Here is a 17,163-nt window from a genome sequence, read left to right on the forward strand (position 1 = left end):
CACAGCGTGTTCCCGGTGGTGCGACGGCGATCAGTCGATCGCCACGCTGTGCGCGTGTTCGCGGGTGGCGCTGAAACGCACGTCCGGCGCGCGTTCCTGCGCCAGCTGCAGGTTTACCCGCGTCGGCGCCAGGTACACCAGCTGGCCGGCGGCATCCACGCCGAGGTTCATCGCGTTCTTCTCGCGGAACTCCTCGAGCTTCTTCGCGTTGTCACAATGCACCCAGCGTGCGGTGGTCACGTTGACCTGCTCGAAGATCGCGTCCACGCCGTATTCGTCCTTCAGGCGGTAGGCGACCACGTCGAACTGCAGCACGCCGACCGCGCCGAGGATGAGGTCGTTGCTCATCAGCGGGCGGAAGAACTGCGTGGCGCCTTCCTCAGACAGCTGCGCCAGGCCCTTCTGCAGCTGCTTGAGCTTGAGCGGGTCGCGCAGGCGCGCGCGGCGGAACAGTTCCGGGGCGAAGTTCGGGATGCCGGTGAACGACAGCGACTCGCCCTCGGTGAAGGTGTCACCAATGGAGATGGTGCCGTGGTTGTGGATGCCGATGACATCGCCCGGCCAGGCTTCGGCGGCGATCTCGCGGTCAGAGGCCATGAAGGTCAGCGCGTTGGCCAGCTTCACTTCCTTGCCGCTGCGCACGTGGAAGGCCTTCATGCCGGCGCTGAAGCGGCCCGAGCACACGCGCATGAACGCCACGCGGTCGCGGTGCTGCGGATCCATGTTCGCCTGGATCTTGAACACGAAGCCGGTGAGCTTCTCCTCGGTGGCGGCGACATCGCGGCCGGTGGTGGCGCGCGGCTGCGGCGGCGGCGCGTGCTCGACGAAGAAGTCCAGCAGCGGCTGCACGCCGAAGTTGTTCACGCCCGAACCGAAGAACACCGGCGTCTGCCGGCCGGCCAGGTAGGCCTCCACGTCGAACGGGTGGCTGGCGCCCTGCACCAGTTCCAGTTCGTCACGCACCTGCTGCAGCAGCTCGGCGCCGATGCGCTCGGCCACGCCGGGGGCGTCGATGGACGGGAAGATGGTCGAGTCCTGGCGGGTGAAGTTGCGGCCCGGCTCGTACAGGTGCACCTCGCCGGTGATCAGGTGGATCACGCCTTTCAGGCGCTGGCCCATGCCGATCGGCCAGGTGACGGGCGCGCACTGGATGCCCAGCACCGTCTCCACTTCGTCCAGCAGCTCGATCGGGTCCTTGCCCTCGCGGTCGAGCTTGTTGATGAAGGTCATGATCGGGGTGTCGCGCAGGCGGCACACCTCCATCAGCTTGATGGTGCGCTCTTCCACGCCCTTGGCCACGTCGATCACCATCAGCGCCGAGTCCACCGCGGTGAGCACGCGGTAGGTGTCCTCGCCGAAGTCGGCGTGGCCGGGGGTGTCGAGCAGGTTGACGATCTTGCCTTCGTACGGGAACTGCATCACCGAGGAAGTGACCGAGATGCCGCGCTCCTTTTCCAGCGCCATCCAGTCGGACGTCGCGTGGCGGGCGGCCTTGCGGCCCTTGACCGAACCGGCCATCTGGATCGCACCGCCGAACAGCAGCAGCTTTTCGGTCAGCGTGGTCTTGCCGGCGTCGGGGTGGGAAATGATGGCGAAGGTGCGGCGGCGCGCGGCTTCGGTGGAAACTTCGGACATGAGCGAGCGCGCCGGGCGGCGCAGCGGAAGCGATCGGAGCCGCGCATTATAGCCGCCCCGGCCGGGGCGTCAGGGCGCGGCGGCGGGCGCCGGCCCGGTCCGCGGCAGGTGCAGCTCGCCCAGCGGGCCGGCCATGCGGAAGGGGATCGCCGCCAGCCGCATCCCGGCGTTCACCTGGACGGCGAAATGCAGGTGCGGGCCCGTGCTGTAGCCGGTCTGCCCGGACAGGGCGATCCGCTCGCCGGCCTTCACCCATTGCCCCGGCCGCACGGCGAGGCCGTCGGCCGAGAGGTGGGCGTAGACGGCCATGCTGCCGTCGCGATGGAGGATGCGGACCAGGTTGGCCGGCAGGGCGTGGTCGTCGCCGCCTTCGCGGTAGCCGGCCTCCACCTGCAATACGGTGCCTTCGCGCGCGGCCAGGATCGGCGTGCCCTCGGGCAGGGCGAAGTCCAGCGCGTAGCGGTTGGCGTCGTCGTGGTGGCTGAAGGCGCCGTCGTAGCCCTGGTCCACGCGGATCGGCGCGCCGTCGAAGGGCAGGCGCAGCACCTGGCCGTCGGGCAGGGCGCGCGGGTCGCCGGGGATCGCGTCCACGGCCAGGCCCAACCGCGCCGCGTCGCCACCCACCCGGTACAGGTGGGCCACGGCGCGACGTTCCCCGGCCGAGAGCACGGCGGCGGTGGGCAGGGCCGGCACGCTTTCATAACCCTCGGCACTGCCGGCGCGCAGGCGCACCTGCGCCGGGCCCGGGAGCGGGTTGTCGACCCACGCCACGTAGCCGCCGCCCGCGGGCGCCAGCCGCAGCCAGCTGCCTTCGGCCATCGGCCGCGCCGGCGCGGTGGGCGCATTCCAGTGCAGCAGGCGCTGGGCCGGCACCGTCATCGGCACCAGCAGCAAGGCCAGGAGGAAAAAGGGGCGTCGCGACATGGCCGGGGATCATACGTGGGGCGGCCGGCAAAGGTTGCAGATGTATCCATCCTTTCATCCGCATGAAGCGATTGACATGCTCGCAAAGGGCTGGCATCGTGCACGCACCATCGAGACCGGCGGAGGGACAGGCCCTTTGATGCCGGGGCAGCCCGCGGACAGCGCAAGCATCCGCGTAGGTGCCAAATCCTGCGGGGACCACCGCGTCCGCCGAAAGATGGTTCGAACCTTGCCTTCCGCAGGTCGAACGCGAGCTCCGCGAAGCTCGATGGCTGTTTTTCCAGGAACTTCCTCCGGAAACCGCCATGAGTCTCGTGAACGCCGCCAACCGATTCCTTCCCAGCGATACGCCCGCCGCCTTCGTGGCCGATGCGCAGCGCGTTGCCGTGCGCGGCGAGCGCGTCATCACCCTGTCGATGCGCCATGCCGGCGCGCGCCAGGTGGCGCTGCGCTACGAGCTGGTCGGCGCGGCCGATGCGCCGGTGGTGTTCGTGGCCGGCGGCATTTCCGCCCATCGCCATCTCGCCGCCAACGCCGATTTCCCGGAGAAGGGCTGGGTCGACGACCTCGTCGGTGAAGGCCGCGCGCTCGACCCGGCGAACCGCCGGCTGCTGTCCTTCGATTTCCTCGGCGCCGACGGCAAGCTCGATGCGCCGATCGACACCGCCGACCAGGCCGACGCCATCGCCGTGCTGCTCGACCTGCTGGGCATCGAGCAGCTGCACGGCTTCGTCGGCTACTCCTACGGCGCGCTGGTCGGCCTGCAGTTCGCCATCCGCCATGCCGCGCGGCTGCATCGCCTGGTGGCGGTGAGCGGCGCGCATCGCGCCCATCCGTATGCCGCCGCCTGGCGCGCGTTGCAGCGCCGCGCCGTCGCGCTGGGCCAGTTGCAGTGCGCCGAAGACCACGGCCTGGCGCTCGCGCGGCAGTTCGCCATGCTCAGCTACCGCACGCCGGAGGAGTTCGGCGAACGCTTCGATGCCGCGCCGGAAGTCGTCAATGGCCGCGTGCGCGTCGCCGCCGAGGATTACCTCGATGCCGCCGGCGCGCAGTACGTCTCGCGCACGCCGGTCGACGCCTACCTGCGCCTGTCCGAATCCATCGACCTGCACCGCGTCGTGCCTTCGGCCGTCGCCGTGCCCACGGTCGTCGTCGCCGTCGAAGGCGACCGCCTGGTGCCGCTGGCCGACCTCGTCTCGCTGGTCGAAGGCCTTGGCCCGCGCGGCAGCCTGCGCGTGCTGCGCTCGCCCTATGGCCACGACGCCTTCCTGAAAGAAACCGATCGCATCGACGCGATCCTCGCTACCGCCCTGCGCACCACCGGAGAAACCGCATGAGCCTGCACGATTCCGCCGACGTCCGCTGTACCGCCGCCACCGCCGCGGTGCGTGCCGGCATCGATCGCGACACCGCTTTCGGCGCGGTCACCCCGCCGCTGGTGCTGTCGTCGAACTTCTCCTTCGACGGCTTCGGCAACAAGCGCCAGTACGACTACACGCGCAGCGGCAATCCGACCCGCGACCTGCTGGGCGAAGCGCTCGCCGAACTGGAAGGCGGCGCCGGCGGCGTGATCACCGCGACCGGCATGGGCGCGATCACCCTGGTGCTGCACGCGCTGCTGCAGCCGGGCGACAAGCTGGTGGTGCCGCACGACGCGTACGGCGGCAGCTGGCGCCTGTTCAACGCATTGGCCAAGAAGGGCCACTTCGAGCTGATCACCGCCGACCTCACCGACCCGCGCTCGCTGGCCGAGGCGCTGGCGCAGTCGCCGCGGCTGGTGCTGGTGGAAACACCCTCCAACCCGCTGCTGCGCATCACCGACCTGCGCTTCGTCATCGACGCCGCGCACAAGGCCGGCGCGCTGGCGGTGGTCGACAACACCTTCCTCTCGCCGGCGCTGCAGCGGCCGATCGAGTTCGGCGCCGATGTCGTGCTGCACTCCACCACCAAGTACGTCAACGGCCACAGCGACGTGGTGGGCGGCGCGGTGATCGCGCGCGACGCCGAGGTGCACCAGCAGCTGGTGTGGTGGGCCAACGCGCTGGGCCTGACCGGCTCGCCGTTCGATGCCTTCCTCACCCTGCGCGGCCTGCGCACGCTGGATGCGCGCCTGCGCGTGCACCAGGAGAACGCCCAGGCCGTCGCCGCGCTGCTGCAGCGACACGAAGCGGTCGCGCAGGTCTATTACCCGGGGCTGGCCTCGCACCCGGGCCACGCGGTGGCCGCGCGCCAGCAGAAGGGCTTCGGCGCGATGATCAGTTTCGAGCTGGCGGGCGGCGATGCGGCGCTGCAGGAAATCGCGGTGCGTGCGTTCGTGGATGGCTTGCGCTACTTCACGCTGGCCGAATCGCTCGGTGGCGTGGAGAGCCTGGTCGCGCACCCGGCCTCGATGACCCATGCGGCGATGACCCCGGAGGCCCGCGCCAAGGCCGGTATCAGCGACGGCCTGCTGCGCCTGTCGATCGGCATCGAGTCGACCGAAGACCTCATCGCCGACCTGGCCGCCGGGCTGGAACGCGCCGACCGCGCGCTGGCCGAGGCCGAACGCAAACAGGCCGACGCATGAGCCAGGGCGCGCCCCTCGCTTCGCGCCGCATCGCCCCGGCCACGCGTACCCCGCGCCTGGCGCTGCTGGGGACCGGCGTGGTCGGCAGCGCCTTCGTGGCGCGGTATGAATCCCTGCAGCAGCGCCAGCTGCGCCTGCCGCGCTTCGAGTGGCTGGCCAATTCGCGCATCGCGCGCGATTGCGGCGCCGGTATCGCCCAGGCTTTGGCCGAAGCGCGGCAGGCGCCGCGCGATGCCGATGTCGACCTGCAACCGTGGGCCGAAACCACCGCGTTGCAGGCCGGCGACGTGCTGGTCGATGCGACCGCCAGCGATGCCGTCGCCAGCTGGCATGCCGACTGGCTCGCCCGCGGCGTGCACGTGGTCACCGCCAACAAGCTGGGGCAGGGCGCGCACTGGGAACGTGCCCAAGCCATTGGCGATGCGCGCCACGCCGGTGAATCCCACTATGGCGACAGCGCCACCGTCGGCGCGGGCCTGCCGCTGCTGAGCAGCGTGCGCGCGCTGGTTGCCGGCGGCGACCATATCCACGCCATCGAGGGCGTGCTGTCCGGGTCGCTGGCCTGGCTGTTCCATCGCTTCGACGGTCGCACGCCTTTCTCCGAATGCGTGCGCGCCGCCGCCCAGGCCGGTTACACCGAGCCGGATCCGCGCATCGACCTGTCCGGCGAGGACGTGCGCCGCAAGCTGCTGATCCTGGCGCGTGCGGCGGGCATCGCGCTGCGGGCCGAGCAGGTGCTGGTCGATTCACTGGTGCCCGAGGCGCTGGCGGCGTTGTCGCCCGCCGATTTCGATGCGCGCCTTCCGGAACTCGATGGGGTGCTGGCTACCCGTTGGCGGCATGCCCATGACGCCGGGCGCGTGCTGCGCTTCGTCGGGCGTTTCGATGCGCATGGCGCCACCGTGGGCCTGCGCGAACTGCCGGCCACCCATCCGCTGGCCGGCGGCGGCGGCACCGACAACCGCGTGGCGATCCACAGCGATCGTTACCGCGAACAGCCGCTGCTGATCCAGGGGCCGGGCGCTGGCGCGGAAGTCACCGCGGCCGCCCTGCTGGACGACGTGCTGCGCATCGTCGTCTGACACGCCAGGAAAAACGCATGCAGTGCGGAGAGAACACTGCATGCGGGGAGGGCGGGCCGTAGCCCGCCCTCCAACACCTCATGGCGATGGCCTTACTTCAGCCCTTCGCCCATCGTGCGCAGCAGCTCGCCCTGGTAGTCGCCGCTGAACTCCCAGAAGAACGCGCCGCCCAGGCCCTGCACCTTCACGTAGTTCATCTTCTCGGTGACGATGGCCGGGTTGTCGTAGCTCCAGAACGTGTTGCCGTCGTACTTCCAGTGCGCGCGCGCCTGCGAGTCGATGTAGCTGGTACCGGCACGGCCGCGCAGGACCTTGTAGTCCTCGTTGCCCGCCTCGTAGGTGCCCGGGGCCGCGCTGCCGTTCTGGTACAGGCCGTTGTTGGCATTCGACACGCCCGTCCAGCCGCGCCCGTAGAAGCCGATGCCGATGTTGAGCTTGGAAGCCGGCACGCCGCGGTCGAGGAACGCCTGGATGGCGTCATTGCTGTTGTAGTAGCGCTGGTCGCCGGTCGAAGGATCGGCGGTGGAGCTGAACAGCGCGGAGTGGTGGTTGGTCTTGGTATCCCAGGTGCCGTGGAAGTCATAGGTCATGACGTTGATGTAATCCACGGACGCCGCGTACAGGTTGGGATCGGTGACGCGCACCTTGTCCACGCCGGCGCCGACCGCCACGGTCAGCAGCAGGCCCGAACGCACCGCATCGAGCTGGCGGCGGAACTCGGCCAGCAGCGCGGTGTAGTTCTGGCGTTCCTCGGCGGTGCCGCAGGCCAGGCCGCAGGCGGCCGGGTATTCCCAGTCGATGTCGATGCCGTCGAACACGCCGGCCGCCGCCGCCGTGCCGCCCGCGCCGTCGGTCACCGGCAGGTTGCCGCGGATGTAGGCGTCGATGCACGAGGCCACGAACGCCTGGCGGTTCTCCGGACGGGCAGCGCTGGCGAAGCCGCGCGACCAGGTCCAGCCGCCGAGCGAGATCAGCACCTTCAGCCCCGGGTGCTTGGCCTTGAGCTTCTTGAGCTGGTTCCAGTTGCCGCGCAGCGGCTGGTCCCAGGTGTCGCCCACGCCGTCCACGCTCTGCCCGGCCGCGAACGACTTGGTGTAGTCGGCGAACGCATCGCCGCCTTCGCCGGTGGATTCGTTCGAGGGAATCGTCTTGCCGACCTCGCAGAGGTTGTTGCGCACGTTGCCGAAGGCGTAGTTGATGTGGGTCAGGTAGTTGGCCGCACCGCTGTTCTCGATGTCGCGCACCTGGTAGTTGCGGCCGTAGATGCCCCACTGGGTGAAGTAGCCGATCACGCGCTTGTTGCCGCCGCCGCCGGTGGCCACGCTGGTGCGCGCGCTGATCTGCGTGCTGTTGGCCGAGACGTTGCCGGCGTTGTCGCGGGCGCGCACGGTGTAGGTGTAGGCGGTGTCGGCCCGCAGCGCCGAATCGGTGTAGGAGGTCGTCGTCGGCGAGCCGACCAGCGTGCCGCCGCGATACACGTTGTAGCCGGCCAGGCCGCTGCCGCCGGTATCGGTGGAAGCGCTCCAGGACAGCGTGATGCTCGCGCTGGTCTGCGAGGTGGAGGCCAGCCCGGTGGGCACGCTCGGTGCGGTGGTGTCGGTGCTGGTGGCGTTGACGGTGATGCTCACCGCGCTAGACGTGGTGCTGGCGCCGGCGTTGTCGGTGGCCTTGGCGGTGAGCGCATACGTGCCCGCGGTCGCGCCGCTCCAGGTCACGCTGTAAGGCGCGCTGGTATCGGTGCCCAACGAGGTGCTGCCGCGGAAGAACTCCACGCCGCTGATCGTGCCGTCGCTGTCGCTCGCGGTGGCGGCAAGCGTGATGGTGGCGCCCGCGCTGTAGGTCGTGCCGGCGGTGGGGGCGGTCAGGGCCACGGTCGGCGGCGTGTTGCCCCCGGTGGTGCCGCAGGTGCCCAGCTCCTGGTACCAGCCGCAACTGGTGCAGTAGGTCGGGGCCACGTTCCAGATCTGCGTGGTGGTCTGGTAGAGCTTGCCCTGGTAGGTCAGCTTCGCGCCGGCCTGGTAGATCGTCGCGGCGTTCCATTCGGAAACGCCACTACAGGAAACGGACTGTGCCTGGGCCTGGAAAGCCAGGGCCAGGCTGGTGCAACCGCACAACAGCCAAGCTAAGGCGTGTTTCACGTTCACGATAGATCTCCTGTCCGGTAGATGGATGTCCTTTCCCCGGCGTTGCGCCGGGCCTTTCCCCCTGTGGCAACGAATTGCGGTGATCGCGAAGCGGGCCTGGCCTGTGAGCGGCCGGCCCGTAGACCTTCAGGTAGTGGTGATAACGTTGTCAACAAAGCGCCATCGTGAAGACGCCGGAAGTGTGACGTCTTTCCGGTGACAACGTTTACAGCGGTGGGGTGCATGCTGCGCCGCCGCAGTCTCCGGCGGCGCAGGGATGGCCGGCGGTCAGTCGCCCAGGGCCTCGAGCAGCGCGGCGTTGAAGCGGGCCGGGTCCTGCACCTGCGGGGAGTGGCCGAGGTCGGCGAATTCCACCAGCCGCGCGCCGGGAATCGCCGCGGCGGCACGCTTGCCCAGCGCCGGGTAGTTGCCGATGCGCGCGCGCACTTCCGGGGAAGCGGCATCGCGGCCGATGGCGGTGCGGTCCTTGAGGCCGATGAACAACGTGGTCGGCACGGTGAGCTTCGGCAGTTCGTAGACCACCGGCTGGTTGAACACCATGTCCGAGGTCAGGGCCTGGCTCCACGCCACGGCCTGCTTGCCGGGGCCGGCATACAGGCCCGCCTGCATGCGCGCCCATTGTTCGTATTCGGGCTTCCAGTCGCCGCCGTAGTACACCTCGCGCTGGTAGCGCTGGATGCTGGCGAAGTCGGTCTTCAGCTCACCGGCATACCAGGCATCGACGCTGCGCCACGGCACGCCTTCGGCCTTCCAGTCTTCCAGGCCGATGGGGTCGACCAGCGCCAGCCGTTCCACCGAGGCGGGGAACAGCAGCGCATAGCGGATCGCCAGCATGCCGCCCATCGAATGGCCGACCACGCTGGCGCGCTCGATGCCCAACTGCTGCAACAGCGCATGCGTGTTGGCCGCCAGCTGCGCCAGCGAATACTGGTAGCCGGCAGGCTTGCTGGATTTGCAGAAGCCGACCTGGTCCGGCGCGATCACGCGGTAGCCGGCCTGCGTCAGGGCGGAAATGGTGTCGCGCCAGGTGGCGGCACAGAAGTTCTTGCCGTGCAGCAGCACCGCGGTGCGCCCGTTGGGCGTGCCGGCGGCGGGCACGTCGAGATACGCCATTTCCAGCTTCTGCTGCTGGGATTCCAGCGCGAACGTGTGCACCGGATACGGATACTCGAAGCCTTCCAGCCGCGGGCCGTAGGTGTCGGCGGCCAGCGCGGGCGTGGCGCCCAGCGCGAGCGAAAGCGTAAGCAGGCGGAAAACAGGGCGCATCCGCGACCTCCTTCGTGGGGGAGGTCGCAGGTTACCGCAGCCAGGCGGTGGCGCCGGTCAGCACTCGATGACGTTCACCGCCAGTCCGCCGCGGCTGGTTTCCTTGTACTTGTCCTGCATGTCGCGGCCGGTGTCGCGCATGGTCTTGATGACCTTGTCCAGCGAGACCTTGTGCTTGCCGTCGCCGCGCATCGCCATGCGCGAGGCGTTGATCGCCTTCACCGCGCCCATCGCGTTGCGTTCGATGCACGGAATCTGCACCAGGCCGCCGATGGGGTCGCAGGTCAGGCCGAGGTTGTGTTCCATGCCGATCTCGGCGGCATTCTCGATCTGCCCCGGGTTGCCGCCGAGCGCGGCGACCAGGCCACCCGCAGCCATCGAGCAGGCCACGCCCACTTCGCCCTGGCAGCCGACTTCGGCGCCGGAGATCGAGGCGTTCTCCTTGTAGAGGATGCCGATGGCGGCGGCGGTGAGCAGGAAGTCGAAGATGCGCTGTTCGTTGCTGCCGGGGCAGAAGCGGTCGAAGTAGTGCAGCACGGCGGGGATGATGCCGGCCGCGCCGTTGGTCGGGGCGGTGACGACGCGCCCGCCGGCGGCGTTCTCTTCGTTGACCGCCAGCGCGTAGAGGTTCACCCAGTCCAGCGTGGTGAGCGGGTCGCGCATGTTGGCCTCCGGCTTGGAGGACAGTTCGCGGTACAGCGTGGGCGCGCGGCGCGAGACGTGCAGGCCGCCGGGGAGGGTGCCTTCCTCGCGGATGCCGCGCTGCATGCAGCTCTGCATGGCGTTCCAGAGCTCGCGCAGGCCGTCGCGGATTTCCGCCTCGCTGCGCCAGCTCTTTTCGTTCTCGAACATCAGCTCGGCGATGCTCAGGCCGCTGCGCGCGCATTGGGCGAGCAGTTCGTCGCCGCTGTTGAACGGGTAGGGCAGCGGGGTTTCGTCGGCGACGATGCGGTCGTCGGCGGCGTCGTCCTGGTTGACGACGAAGCCGCCGCCGACGGAGTAGTAATCGCGCGTGGCGATGACTTCGTCGTGGGCATCGTAGGCGGTGAAGCGCATGCCGTTGGTGTGGAACGGCAGCTTCTGGCGCTTGTTCATCGGCAGGTCGCGCTTCTCTTCGAAGGCGATCTCGTGCTGGCCCATCAGGTTGATGCGCTTGCTGCTGCGGATGCGCTCCAACGTGGCCGGGATGATGTCCGGGTCGATCAGGTTCGGACGGTGGCCCTCCAGGCCGAGCAGGACGGCCTTGTCGGTACCGTGGCCACGGCCGGTGAGGGCGAGCGAGCCGAAGACTTCGGCGCGCAGGCGCACGGTGTCCTGGAGGCGGCCGGTATCCAGCAGCCAGCGGTGGACGAAGCGCTCGGCGGCGCGCATCGGGCCCACGGTATGGGATGAGCTCGGGCCGATGCCGATCTTGAACAGGTCGAACGTGCTGACAGCCATGGTGCGGGGACGGCAAGAAAGGTTGAGTATTCTAGTCCGCGGGCCGGGTCAGGCCTGAACGCAGTGCAGCAATTCGCCGGGGAATGTATGGGGCTGACGTTGTATCAACGCGATGACTGTCATCTGTGCGACATGGCCGTGACGGTGCTGGCCACCGCGCGGGCCGGGGACTTCACCAGCGTCTTCATCGACGAGGATCCGGGGCTTGAGGCGCGCTACGGGGTGCGGGTGCCGGTGCTGCGCGACGCTTCGGGGCGGGAGCTGGATTGGCCTTTCGATGCTGTTCGCTTGTTGGCCTGGCTGGCTGACGGGGCCGCTTGTTGAGAAGCTTCGGCTCGCATGGGTTCCCTGCACGGCGCCCGGGGGCAGGCCCCTTTCGGGACACGCCGTGAATCCATCCATGGAGGCTCGTAGGCGACATCCATGTCGCCTACGGTCCCGAAAGGGGCCTGCCCCCGGACGCCCGATGGCTTCCCATGGCGGATCGAAGATCAAGGGCGGCTTTCCGTCTTTCATAAAAAAGGGCGGAGCCGGCGAGGATGACGGCTCCGCCCGCAAGGGCGCGACGACTGGCACGCCCCGAAGGCGCTTACTTGGCTTTCAGGACCACCTTGGTGCTGATCGCCGTTTCGTTCGGAATGGTCTTGGTGTCCGCCCAGTCGCCGCCGCCGACGCCGAAGTCCAGGCGCTTGACCGTCGCCTTGCCCGCCAGCACCGGCTGCGCGCCCGGGGTCCAGGTGAAGGTCAGCGTGACCGGCTTGCTCACGCCACGCAGTTCCAGGGTGCCGTCGGCGGCGTACTGGTTGCCGCCCAGCGAACGGAACTTGGTGGCGCGGTAGTGCGCGGTGGCGAACTTGGCGACGTTGAAGAAATCCGCGCCCTGCAGCGTGGAGTCGCGGTCCGGGTTGCCGCTCTTGGCGCCCGCCAGCGGAATGGCGACGTCCAGCTTGGCGGCGGCCAGGTTGGCCGGGTCGAAGCTCAGCTGCGTGCTGAAGCCGGGGAAGGTGCCGGTGAAGGTCTCGCCGTCGTATTTGCTGGCGAACACCAGGGTCGAGCCGGGGGCCTGCACGTAGTCGGCGGCCAGCGCCGGGGCGCCGGCCAGCAGGGCGACGAGCGAGGCGGCCACGGCGGCCGGGGAAGCGAACTTGGAGGACATCGGGGGTTTCCTCAGGTCTTGGGAGAAAGCCAGCCGCGCGGAAGCATCCGGGCCAGGGTGGCGTCGCGCTGGAACAGGTGGTGGTAGAACGCGGCGCCGGCATGCGCCAGCACCACGGCGATCAACAGCCAGAAGCCCCACTCGTGGAAGAAGTGGGCGACGGCGCGGATGCCTTCGTCCGGGCCGCTCAGCTTGGGCACTTCGACCAGGCCGAACCAGCGGAACGGACGCAGGCCGCTGGCCGAGTCATACAGCCAGCCGGACAGCGGCAGGATGAAGATCAGCGCGTACAGCAGCCAGTGGGTGGCGGTGGCGATCTTCTCCTGCCAGCCCGGCGTGCCCGGCACCGGCTTCGGCGCGCCGGCATACACGCGCCACGCCAGCCGCGCGACGACCAGCGCCAGTACGGTGAGCCCCAGCGATTTGTGCGCGGTGTACACCCAGAAATATTTCGGGGTCTTCGGCAGTTCGCCCATCGTCAGGCCCACGATGCCCAGCAGCAGGATCAGCACGGCGATCAGCCAATGCAGGGTCTGGCTCACGCCCCCCCAGCGGTCGGCGGTGTTGCGCAGGGTCATGGCGTGGCTTCCTTGGCGGGTGCGGCGGAGGAGGTCGGGGAGTCGGACGCAGGCGCGGATTCGGGTTCGGCATCCTCTTCCGCCTTGCCCTGGCGGATCGCCTCGGCCTCGATGCGCAGCTGCACTTCATCGCCGATCACCGATTTCCAGGCATCGATGCCGAAGGCCGCGCGGCTGATCGTGGTGGTGGCCGAAAAGCCGGCGGTGCGGTGGAACGGCGGCAGCGGATGGCGCTTGAGCTGGTTGAGCGTGACGTCCAGCGCAATCTCCTGGCTGACGCCGTGCAGGGTCAGCGTGCCGTATACCTTGGCGTGCTGCGCGTCGATCGGCTCCACGCGGGTGGAGACGAAATGCGCCTGCGGGAAGCGTTCGCCATCGAGCAGGTTGCGCGCCAGCACCGCCTGGTTCCACTTGGCATCGCCCAGGTCCAGGCGGGTCAGCGGCACGCTCACGTCCAGCCGCGCGGCTTGCCAGTCTTCCGGGTCGAAACGCAGGCTGCCCTCGCTGCCGGACACCGTGCCCAGCGCCTTGGAGAACCCGGCGTGGTCGATGGAGAACAGTACCCGGGTATGCACCGGGTCGAGCGCGTACTGCACGGGTGCGGCCTGGGCCATCGGGATGGCGGCCAGGACCAGGGACAGCAGCAGGAGGCGGGCGCGTGGATTCATGTCGGCGATTCTAGGCATACCCCGGGTGTCACGCTCGCGGTTGCGCCCGCAACGATCCGTTGCGAGCATGCGCGGCAGGACGCGAAAGGAACGACAGGGATGACGGGCAAGGGATTGCGCGCCTGGTGCAGGGGCGCGATGGCCTGGGCCGGGCTGGGGATGGCCGTGGCCGCGCACGCGGCCGTGCCGGAGCAGCCGCGCTTCGGGTTGGTCGAAGGGGGCGATGGCCTGCCTTCCACGGAAATTGCAGGGATCGCGCAGGATCGCGAGGGCTACCTGTGGCTGGCCACCGGTGACGGCCTGGCGCGCTACGACGGCGCCGGTTTCAAGGTCTGGCGGCACGATCCGCGCGATGCCGCCTCGCTGCCCGGCAATTCGGTGCAGGCGCTCTACATCGATGCGCAGGACCGCATCTGGGTGTCGGCCGAAGGCCGCGGCGTGAGCATGCTCGATGCCGCGCGCCAGCGCTTTCGCCACTACCGCACCGGCAGCCATCCGCAATTGCGTGACGAGGAAGTCTTCGCGCTGTCCGGTCGCCGCGACGAGGTGTGGTTTGGCACGCAGGCCGGCCAGCTCTATCGCATCGATGCGGCCGGCGCGCTCGCCCGCGTGGATACCGCCGGGCTGCTGCCGCCAGACGCGCACGTGATGGCGATGGCCTCCACGCCCTCCGGCGAACTGTGGGTGGGCACCACCGGCGGGCTGCTGCACTACGACGGCGCGCAGCTGCGCCGCGAGGCGATGCCCATCGAGGACGGCCTGTTCGCGCTGGCCTGGATCGATGGACGCCTGTGGGCGAGCAGTGCCGCCGGCATTGCGTGGCGCGATGCCGATGGCGAATGGCACCTGCCGCCCTGGTCGCGACGTTTCGGCACCGAGGCGGGCAACATCGCCTGGGCGATCGCCGCCGCCGGCGACGGCGAATACTGGCTGGGCAGCGAGCGCGGCCTGTGGCGCACGCATGGCGATGCCGACCCCGTGCCGATGCTCGGCGAGCAGGTGCCGCTGAGCCGGCGGCGCAACGTGATGACGCTGCTGCGCGGCCAGGACGGCGGGCTGTGGGTGCCGCTGCATGGTCGCGGCCTGGCCTACCTGCGTGCGGACTGGAAGCGCACCGCGGTGCTGCCGTTGCCGGTGGAACTGGGGGACGGCGTGTATTGCCCGCTGGTGCAGGCGGCCGATGGCGGGCTGTGGCAGGTCGAGCCGGAAGGCCGGTTGTCGCGGCTGGATACGCGCAGTGGCGAACGCCAGGCGCTGCCGCGCGCGTGGCCGGCGCTGCGCGCGATGCCGGTGACCGCCGGCGTGCAGGACCATCGCGGCCGTTTGTGGCTGGGCAACTACCTCACCGGCCTGGCGCGCATCGACCTGGCGAACGGCCAGTACTGGACCTGGCAGGATCCGGCCGATGCCACGCCGCAGTACGGCGCGCCGGGGTGGATGGTCGAGGACGCGCACGGCGACATCTGGCTGAGCGTGCTCAATACCGTGCAGCGTCGCGCGGGGGACAGCGGCCGGGTGCTGGCGGCGTTCGAGTTCGGTCGCGACGCGCAATTGCCCGGTGCGCAGATCGGCCAGCTGGGCAACGGCCCGGACGGGGCGGTGTGGCTGTCGGGCAGTCGCGGGCTGCATGCCTGGGATGCGGCGCGGCAACGGTTCGTGCCGGTGCCCGGCCTGCCGGCGCAGGACGTGGAAGCCTTCGCGCTGGCGCCGGATCGAAGCCTGTGGACCTATCGCCTGGGCGAACTCGTGCAGTGGCGCCAGGACGGCGCGCGCTGGCGCCAGGCCCGGCGCATGGCCGCGGCGGAAGGCGTGCCGGCGACCGAGGCCATGGATCTGCGCGTGGATGCCCTGGGCCGCATCTGGCTGGCGACGCGGCGCGGCCTGTGGCGTATCGATCCGGCGGCCGCCACGGTGGGCATGTCGGCCGCGCGTGCGTTCGGCCTGCGCGATGGCCTGAGCAGCCGGGAGTTCATCCGCGGCTGCCTGCGCATGGATCGCGACGGCGTGCTGGCCGGCGCCACCGTGGACGGCAACCTGCTGCTGGTGGATACGCGCATGCCCGATCCCGCGCCGGTCACGCCGCCGCTGCGCATCGAGGAAATCAGCGTCATGCGCGATGGCCAGCGCACCGCGCTGCCGGTGCAGGGCACGCTCACGCTGCGCGCCACCGACCGCCAGTTGCGCGTGGCCGCGCGGCTGCTGTCCTTCGGCGACGGGCAGGGCATCCGCTACCGCTGGCGCATGCAGGGGCTGGACGAGGCGTGGAGCGACCTCGACAGCCAGGCCCTGCGCGAGTTCGCGCTGCTGCCGCCGGGGCAGTACACGCTGCAGATCCAGGGCGTGGACGCGCAGGGCAATGCGTCAAACGTCCACCACCTGCGCCTGGCGATGCCGCCGCCGTGGTGGCGCAGCCATCTCGGGCTGCTGTTGTTCGGCCTGCTGGCGCTGCTGGTGGTGTGGGCGATCGCCGCGCTGTACCGGCAGCGCTTGCGCACGCGCCATGCCTGGCAGTTGGCGCAGCACAAGCGCGAAGTGGCCGAGCAGGCCTCGCTGGCGAAGAGCCACTTCCTGGCCACGCTGGGCCACGAGGTGCGCACGCCGATGACCGGCGTGCTCGGCATGACCGAGCTGCTGCTGCAGACCCCGCTGGACGCGCGCCAGCACGGCTATGCCAGCGCCATCGACACTGCCGGGCGCCACCTGCTGCGGCTGGTGAACGATGCGCTGGACCTGGCGCGCATCGAGGCCGGCAAGCTGTCGCTGGAGCGGCGCAACTTTCCGCTGCACGCGCTGCTGGAACAGGCGATGGCGCTGGCGCGGCCGCTGGCCGGCCGCAAGGGCCTGGCGTTCGCGTGCGAGATCGACCCGGCGCTGCCGCCGGCGCTGCGCGGCGACCCCAGTCGCGTGCGGCAGATCCTGCTCAACCTGCTCAGCAACGCGATCAAGTTCACGGAACGCGGCACGGTGACGCTGCGCGCGATGCCCGCCACGCCAGGTCGCGGCGTCGTGTTCGAGATCCGCGACACCGGCCCGGGCCTGAGCACCGAACAGCAAGCCGGCCTGTTCCGCCGCTTCGAACAGGGCGGCGCGCACGGCCGCACGCGGCAGGGCGGCAGCGGCCTGGGGCTGGCGATCTGTCGCGAACTGGCCACCGCCATGGGCGGCCACGTCGGGGTGGAAAGCGCGCCGGGGCAGGGCGCCTGCTTCCGCGTCGAACTGCCGTTGCCCTGGGCCGCGCAGGCCGATGTCGACCTGGATGCCGCCGCGCCCGCCCCGCCGGTCGCGTCGTTGCCCCCGCTGCGCCTGCTGCTGGTGGAGGACGATGACACCGTGGCCGATGTCGTCCGCGGCCTGCTGCATGCGCGCGGCCATCGCGTCACGCGGGTCGCGCACGGGCTGGCCGCGTTGGCCGAATTGCAGCTGCAGGCGTTCGACGTGGGCCTGTTCGACCTCGACCTGCCGGGCATCGACGGCCTGGCGCTGGTCCGACAACTGCGCACGATGGGGGTGGTGTTGCCGGTCATCGCCCTGACCGCGCGCTCGGACCCGGAAGCCGAACCGCAGGCCCGCGCGGCGGGCTGCGCGGGCTTCCTGCGCAAGCCGGTGACCGGGCAGGCGCTGGCCGGCGCGCTGGCCGCGCTCGACCTGCAGGCCGGTGCGCCGGCGACGGCATGACCGCTGCCGCCTCGCCCCGCCGACTTGCC

13 protein-coding genes and 1 riboswitch are annotated in these 17,163 nt (G+C 70.1%); of the genes, 5 read left to right on the forward strand and 8 right to left on the reverse strand.

Going from position 1 to position 17,163, the window contains the following annotated elements; genetic code table 11:
- Positions 1-30: 30 nt before the first annotated feature.
- Positions 31-1,635: a peptide chain release factor 3 gene (locus ARC20_RS03880; RefSeq protein ID WP_057644613.1), complete on the reverse strand. Its 1,605-nt coding sequence runs from the start codon at positions 1,633-1,635 to the stop codon at positions 31-33.
- 69 nt (positions 1,636-1,704) lie between these two features.
- On the reverse strand, positions 1,705-2,559 hold the full coding sequence (locus ARC20_RS03885) for a M23 family metallopeptidase (protein WP_081418016.1): 855 nt from the start codon (positions 2,557-2,559) through the stop codon (positions 1,705-1,707).
- A 104-nt stretch (positions 2,560-2,663) separates the two neighbouring features.
- Positions 2,664-2,783, forward strand: a riboswitch (SAM riboswitch).
- Positions 2,784-2,864: 81 nt separating this feature from the next.
- Between ARC20_RS03885 and metX the strand changes: the two genes are divergently transcribed.
- The 3 genes from metX to ARC20_RS03900 are packed head-to-tail and all read left to right on the forward strand — an operon-like array spanning position 2,865 to position 6,207.
- Positions 2,865-3,896 (forward strand): homoserine O-succinyltransferase MetX, encoded by a 1,032-nt coding sequence (gene metX / locus ARC20_RS03890; protein WP_057644614.1) that lies wholly within the window; start codon positions 2,865-2,867, stop codon positions 3,894-3,896.
- Entirely contained in the window at positions 3,893-5,125 is a 1,233-nt protein-coding gene (locus ARC20_RS03895) for an O-succinylhomoserine (thiol)-lyase (protein WP_057644617.1), read from the forward strand. The genes metX and ARC20_RS03895 overlap by 4 nt, the downstream gene beginning before the upstream one ends.
- Entirely contained in the window at positions 5,122-6,207 is a 1,086-nt protein-coding gene (locus ARC20_RS03900; protein WP_057644619.1) for a homoserine dehydrogenase family protein, read from the forward strand. Before ARC20_RS03895 ends, ARC20_RS03900 begins: the two co-directional genes overlap by 4 nt.
- 92 nt (positions 6,208-6,299) lie before the next feature.
- On the opposite strand, the gene ARC20_RS18850 is transcribed toward ARC20_RS03900, so the two are convergent.
- From ARC20_RS18850 to ARC20_RS03915, 3 genes are all read right to left on the reverse strand, one after another.
- Entirely contained in the window at positions 6,300-8,351 is a 2,052-nt protein-coding gene (locus ARC20_RS18850; protein ID WP_425478525.1) for a glycosyl hydrolase family 18 protein, read from the reverse strand.
- 267 nt (positions 8,352-8,618) lie between these two features.
- Positions 8,619-9,617 (reverse strand): alpha/beta fold hydrolase, encoded by a 999-nt coding sequence (locus ARC20_RS03910; protein ID WP_057644622.1) that lies wholly within the window; start codon positions 9,615-9,617, stop codon positions 8,619-8,621.
- A 57-nt stretch (positions 9,618-9,674) separates the two neighbouring features.
- Positions 9,675-11,057 (reverse strand): L-serine ammonia-lyase, encoded by a 1,383-nt coding sequence (locus ARC20_RS03915; RefSeq protein ID WP_057644625.1) that lies wholly within the window; start codon positions 11,055-11,057, stop codon positions 9,675-9,677.
- Between the two features lie 87 nt (positions 11,058-11,144).
- On the opposite strand from ARC20_RS03915, the gene ARC20_RS03920 reads away from it, so the two are divergent.
- Positions 11,145-11,381, forward strand: coding sequence for a glutaredoxin family protein (locus ARC20_RS03920; RefSeq protein ID WP_057644628.1), 237 nt, complete (start codon positions 11,145-11,147; stop codon positions 11,379-11,381).
- A gap of 265 nt (positions 11,382-11,646) precedes the next feature.
- On the opposite strand, the gene ARC20_RS03925 is transcribed toward ARC20_RS03920, so the two are convergent.
- Genes ARC20_RS03925 through ARC20_RS03935 form a run of 3 tightly spaced genes read right to left on the reverse strand, consistent with a single transcriptional unit; the run spans position 11,647 to position 13,459 of the window.
- Positions 11,647-12,213, reverse strand: coding sequence for a YceI family protein (locus tag ARC20_RS03925; RefSeq protein ID WP_057644631.1), 567 nt, complete (start codon positions 12,211-12,213; stop codon positions 11,647-11,649).
- 11 nt (positions 12,214-12,224) lie between these two features.
- Positions 12,225-12,791 (reverse strand): cytochrome b, encoded by a 567-nt coding sequence (locus tag ARC20_RS03930; protein ID WP_057644634.1) that lies wholly within the window; start codon positions 12,789-12,791, stop codon positions 12,225-12,227.
- Positions 12,788-13,459 (reverse strand): YceI family protein, encoded by a 672-nt coding sequence (locus ARC20_RS03935; RefSeq protein WP_057644637.1) that lies wholly within the window; start codon positions 13,457-13,459, stop codon positions 12,788-12,790. The genes ARC20_RS03930 and ARC20_RS03935 overlap by 4 nt, the downstream gene beginning before the upstream one ends.
- 138 nt (positions 13,460-13,597) lie before the next feature.
- Here ARC20_RS03935 and ARC20_RS03940 point away from each other — a divergent pair, with 138 nt between their 5' ends.
- On the forward strand, positions 13,598-17,134 hold the full coding sequence (locus tag ARC20_RS03940) for a hybrid sensor histidine kinase/response regulator (RefSeq protein WP_057644640.1): 3,537 nt from the start codon (positions 13,598-13,600) through the stop codon (positions 17,132-17,134).
- The last annotated feature ends 29 nt before the right edge of the window (positions 17,135-17,163 follow it).

The sequence above is a fragment of the Stenotrophomonas panacihumi genome (genome assembly GCF_001431645.1).
GTDB classification, from domain to species: domain Bacteria; phylum Pseudomonadota; class Gammaproteobacteria; order Xanthomonadales; family Xanthomonadaceae; genus Stenotrophomonas_A; species Stenotrophomonas_A panacihumi.

Coding starts and splice junctions, on each gene's coding strand:
- ARC20_RS03880 (WP_057644613.1), bottom strand. CDS start 1,635: ATGTCCGAAGTTTCCACCGAAGCCGCGCGCCGCCGCACCTTCGCCATC.
- ARC20_RS03885 (WP_081418016.1), bottom strand. CDS start 2,559: ATGTCGCGACGCCCCTTTTTCCTCCTGGCCTTGCTGCTGGTGCCGATG.
- metX (WP_057644614.1), top strand. CDS start 2,865: ATGAGTCTCGTGAACGCCGCCAACCGATTCCTTCCCAGCGATACGCCC.
- ARC20_RS03895 (WP_057644617.1), top strand. CDS start 3,893: ATGAGCCTGCACGATTCCGCCGACGTCCGCTGTACCGCCGCCACCGCC.
- ARC20_RS03900 (WP_057644619.1), top strand. CDS start 5,122: ATGAGCCAGGGCGCGCCCCTCGCTTCGCGCCGCATCGCCCCGGCCACG.
- ARC20_RS03910 (WP_057644622.1), bottom strand. CDS start 9,617: ATGCGCCCTGTTTTCCGCCTGCTTACGCTTTCGCTCGCGCTGGGCGCC.
- ARC20_RS03915 (WP_057644625.1), bottom strand. CDS start 11,057: ATGGCTGTCAGCACGTTCGACCTGTTCAAGATCGGCATCGGCCCGAGC.
- ARC20_RS03920 (WP_057644628.1), top strand. CDS start 11,145: ATGGGGCTGACGTTGTATCAACGCGATGACTGTCATCTGTGCGACATG.
- ARC20_RS03925 (WP_057644631.1), bottom strand. CDS start 12,213: ATGTCCTCCAAGTTCGCTTCCCCGGCCGCCGTGGCCGCCTCGCTCGTC.
- ARC20_RS03930 (WP_057644634.1), bottom strand. CDS start 12,791: ATGACCCTGCGCAACACCGCCGACCGCTGGGGGGGCGTGAGCCAGACC.
- ARC20_RS03935 (WP_057644637.1), bottom strand. CDS start 13,459: ATGAATCCACGCGCCCGCCTCCTGCTGCTGTCCCTGGTCCTGGCCGCC.
- ARC20_RS03940 (WP_057644640.1), top strand. CDS start 13,598: ATGGCCTGGGCCGGGCTGGGGATGGCCGTGGCCGCGCACGCGGCCGTG.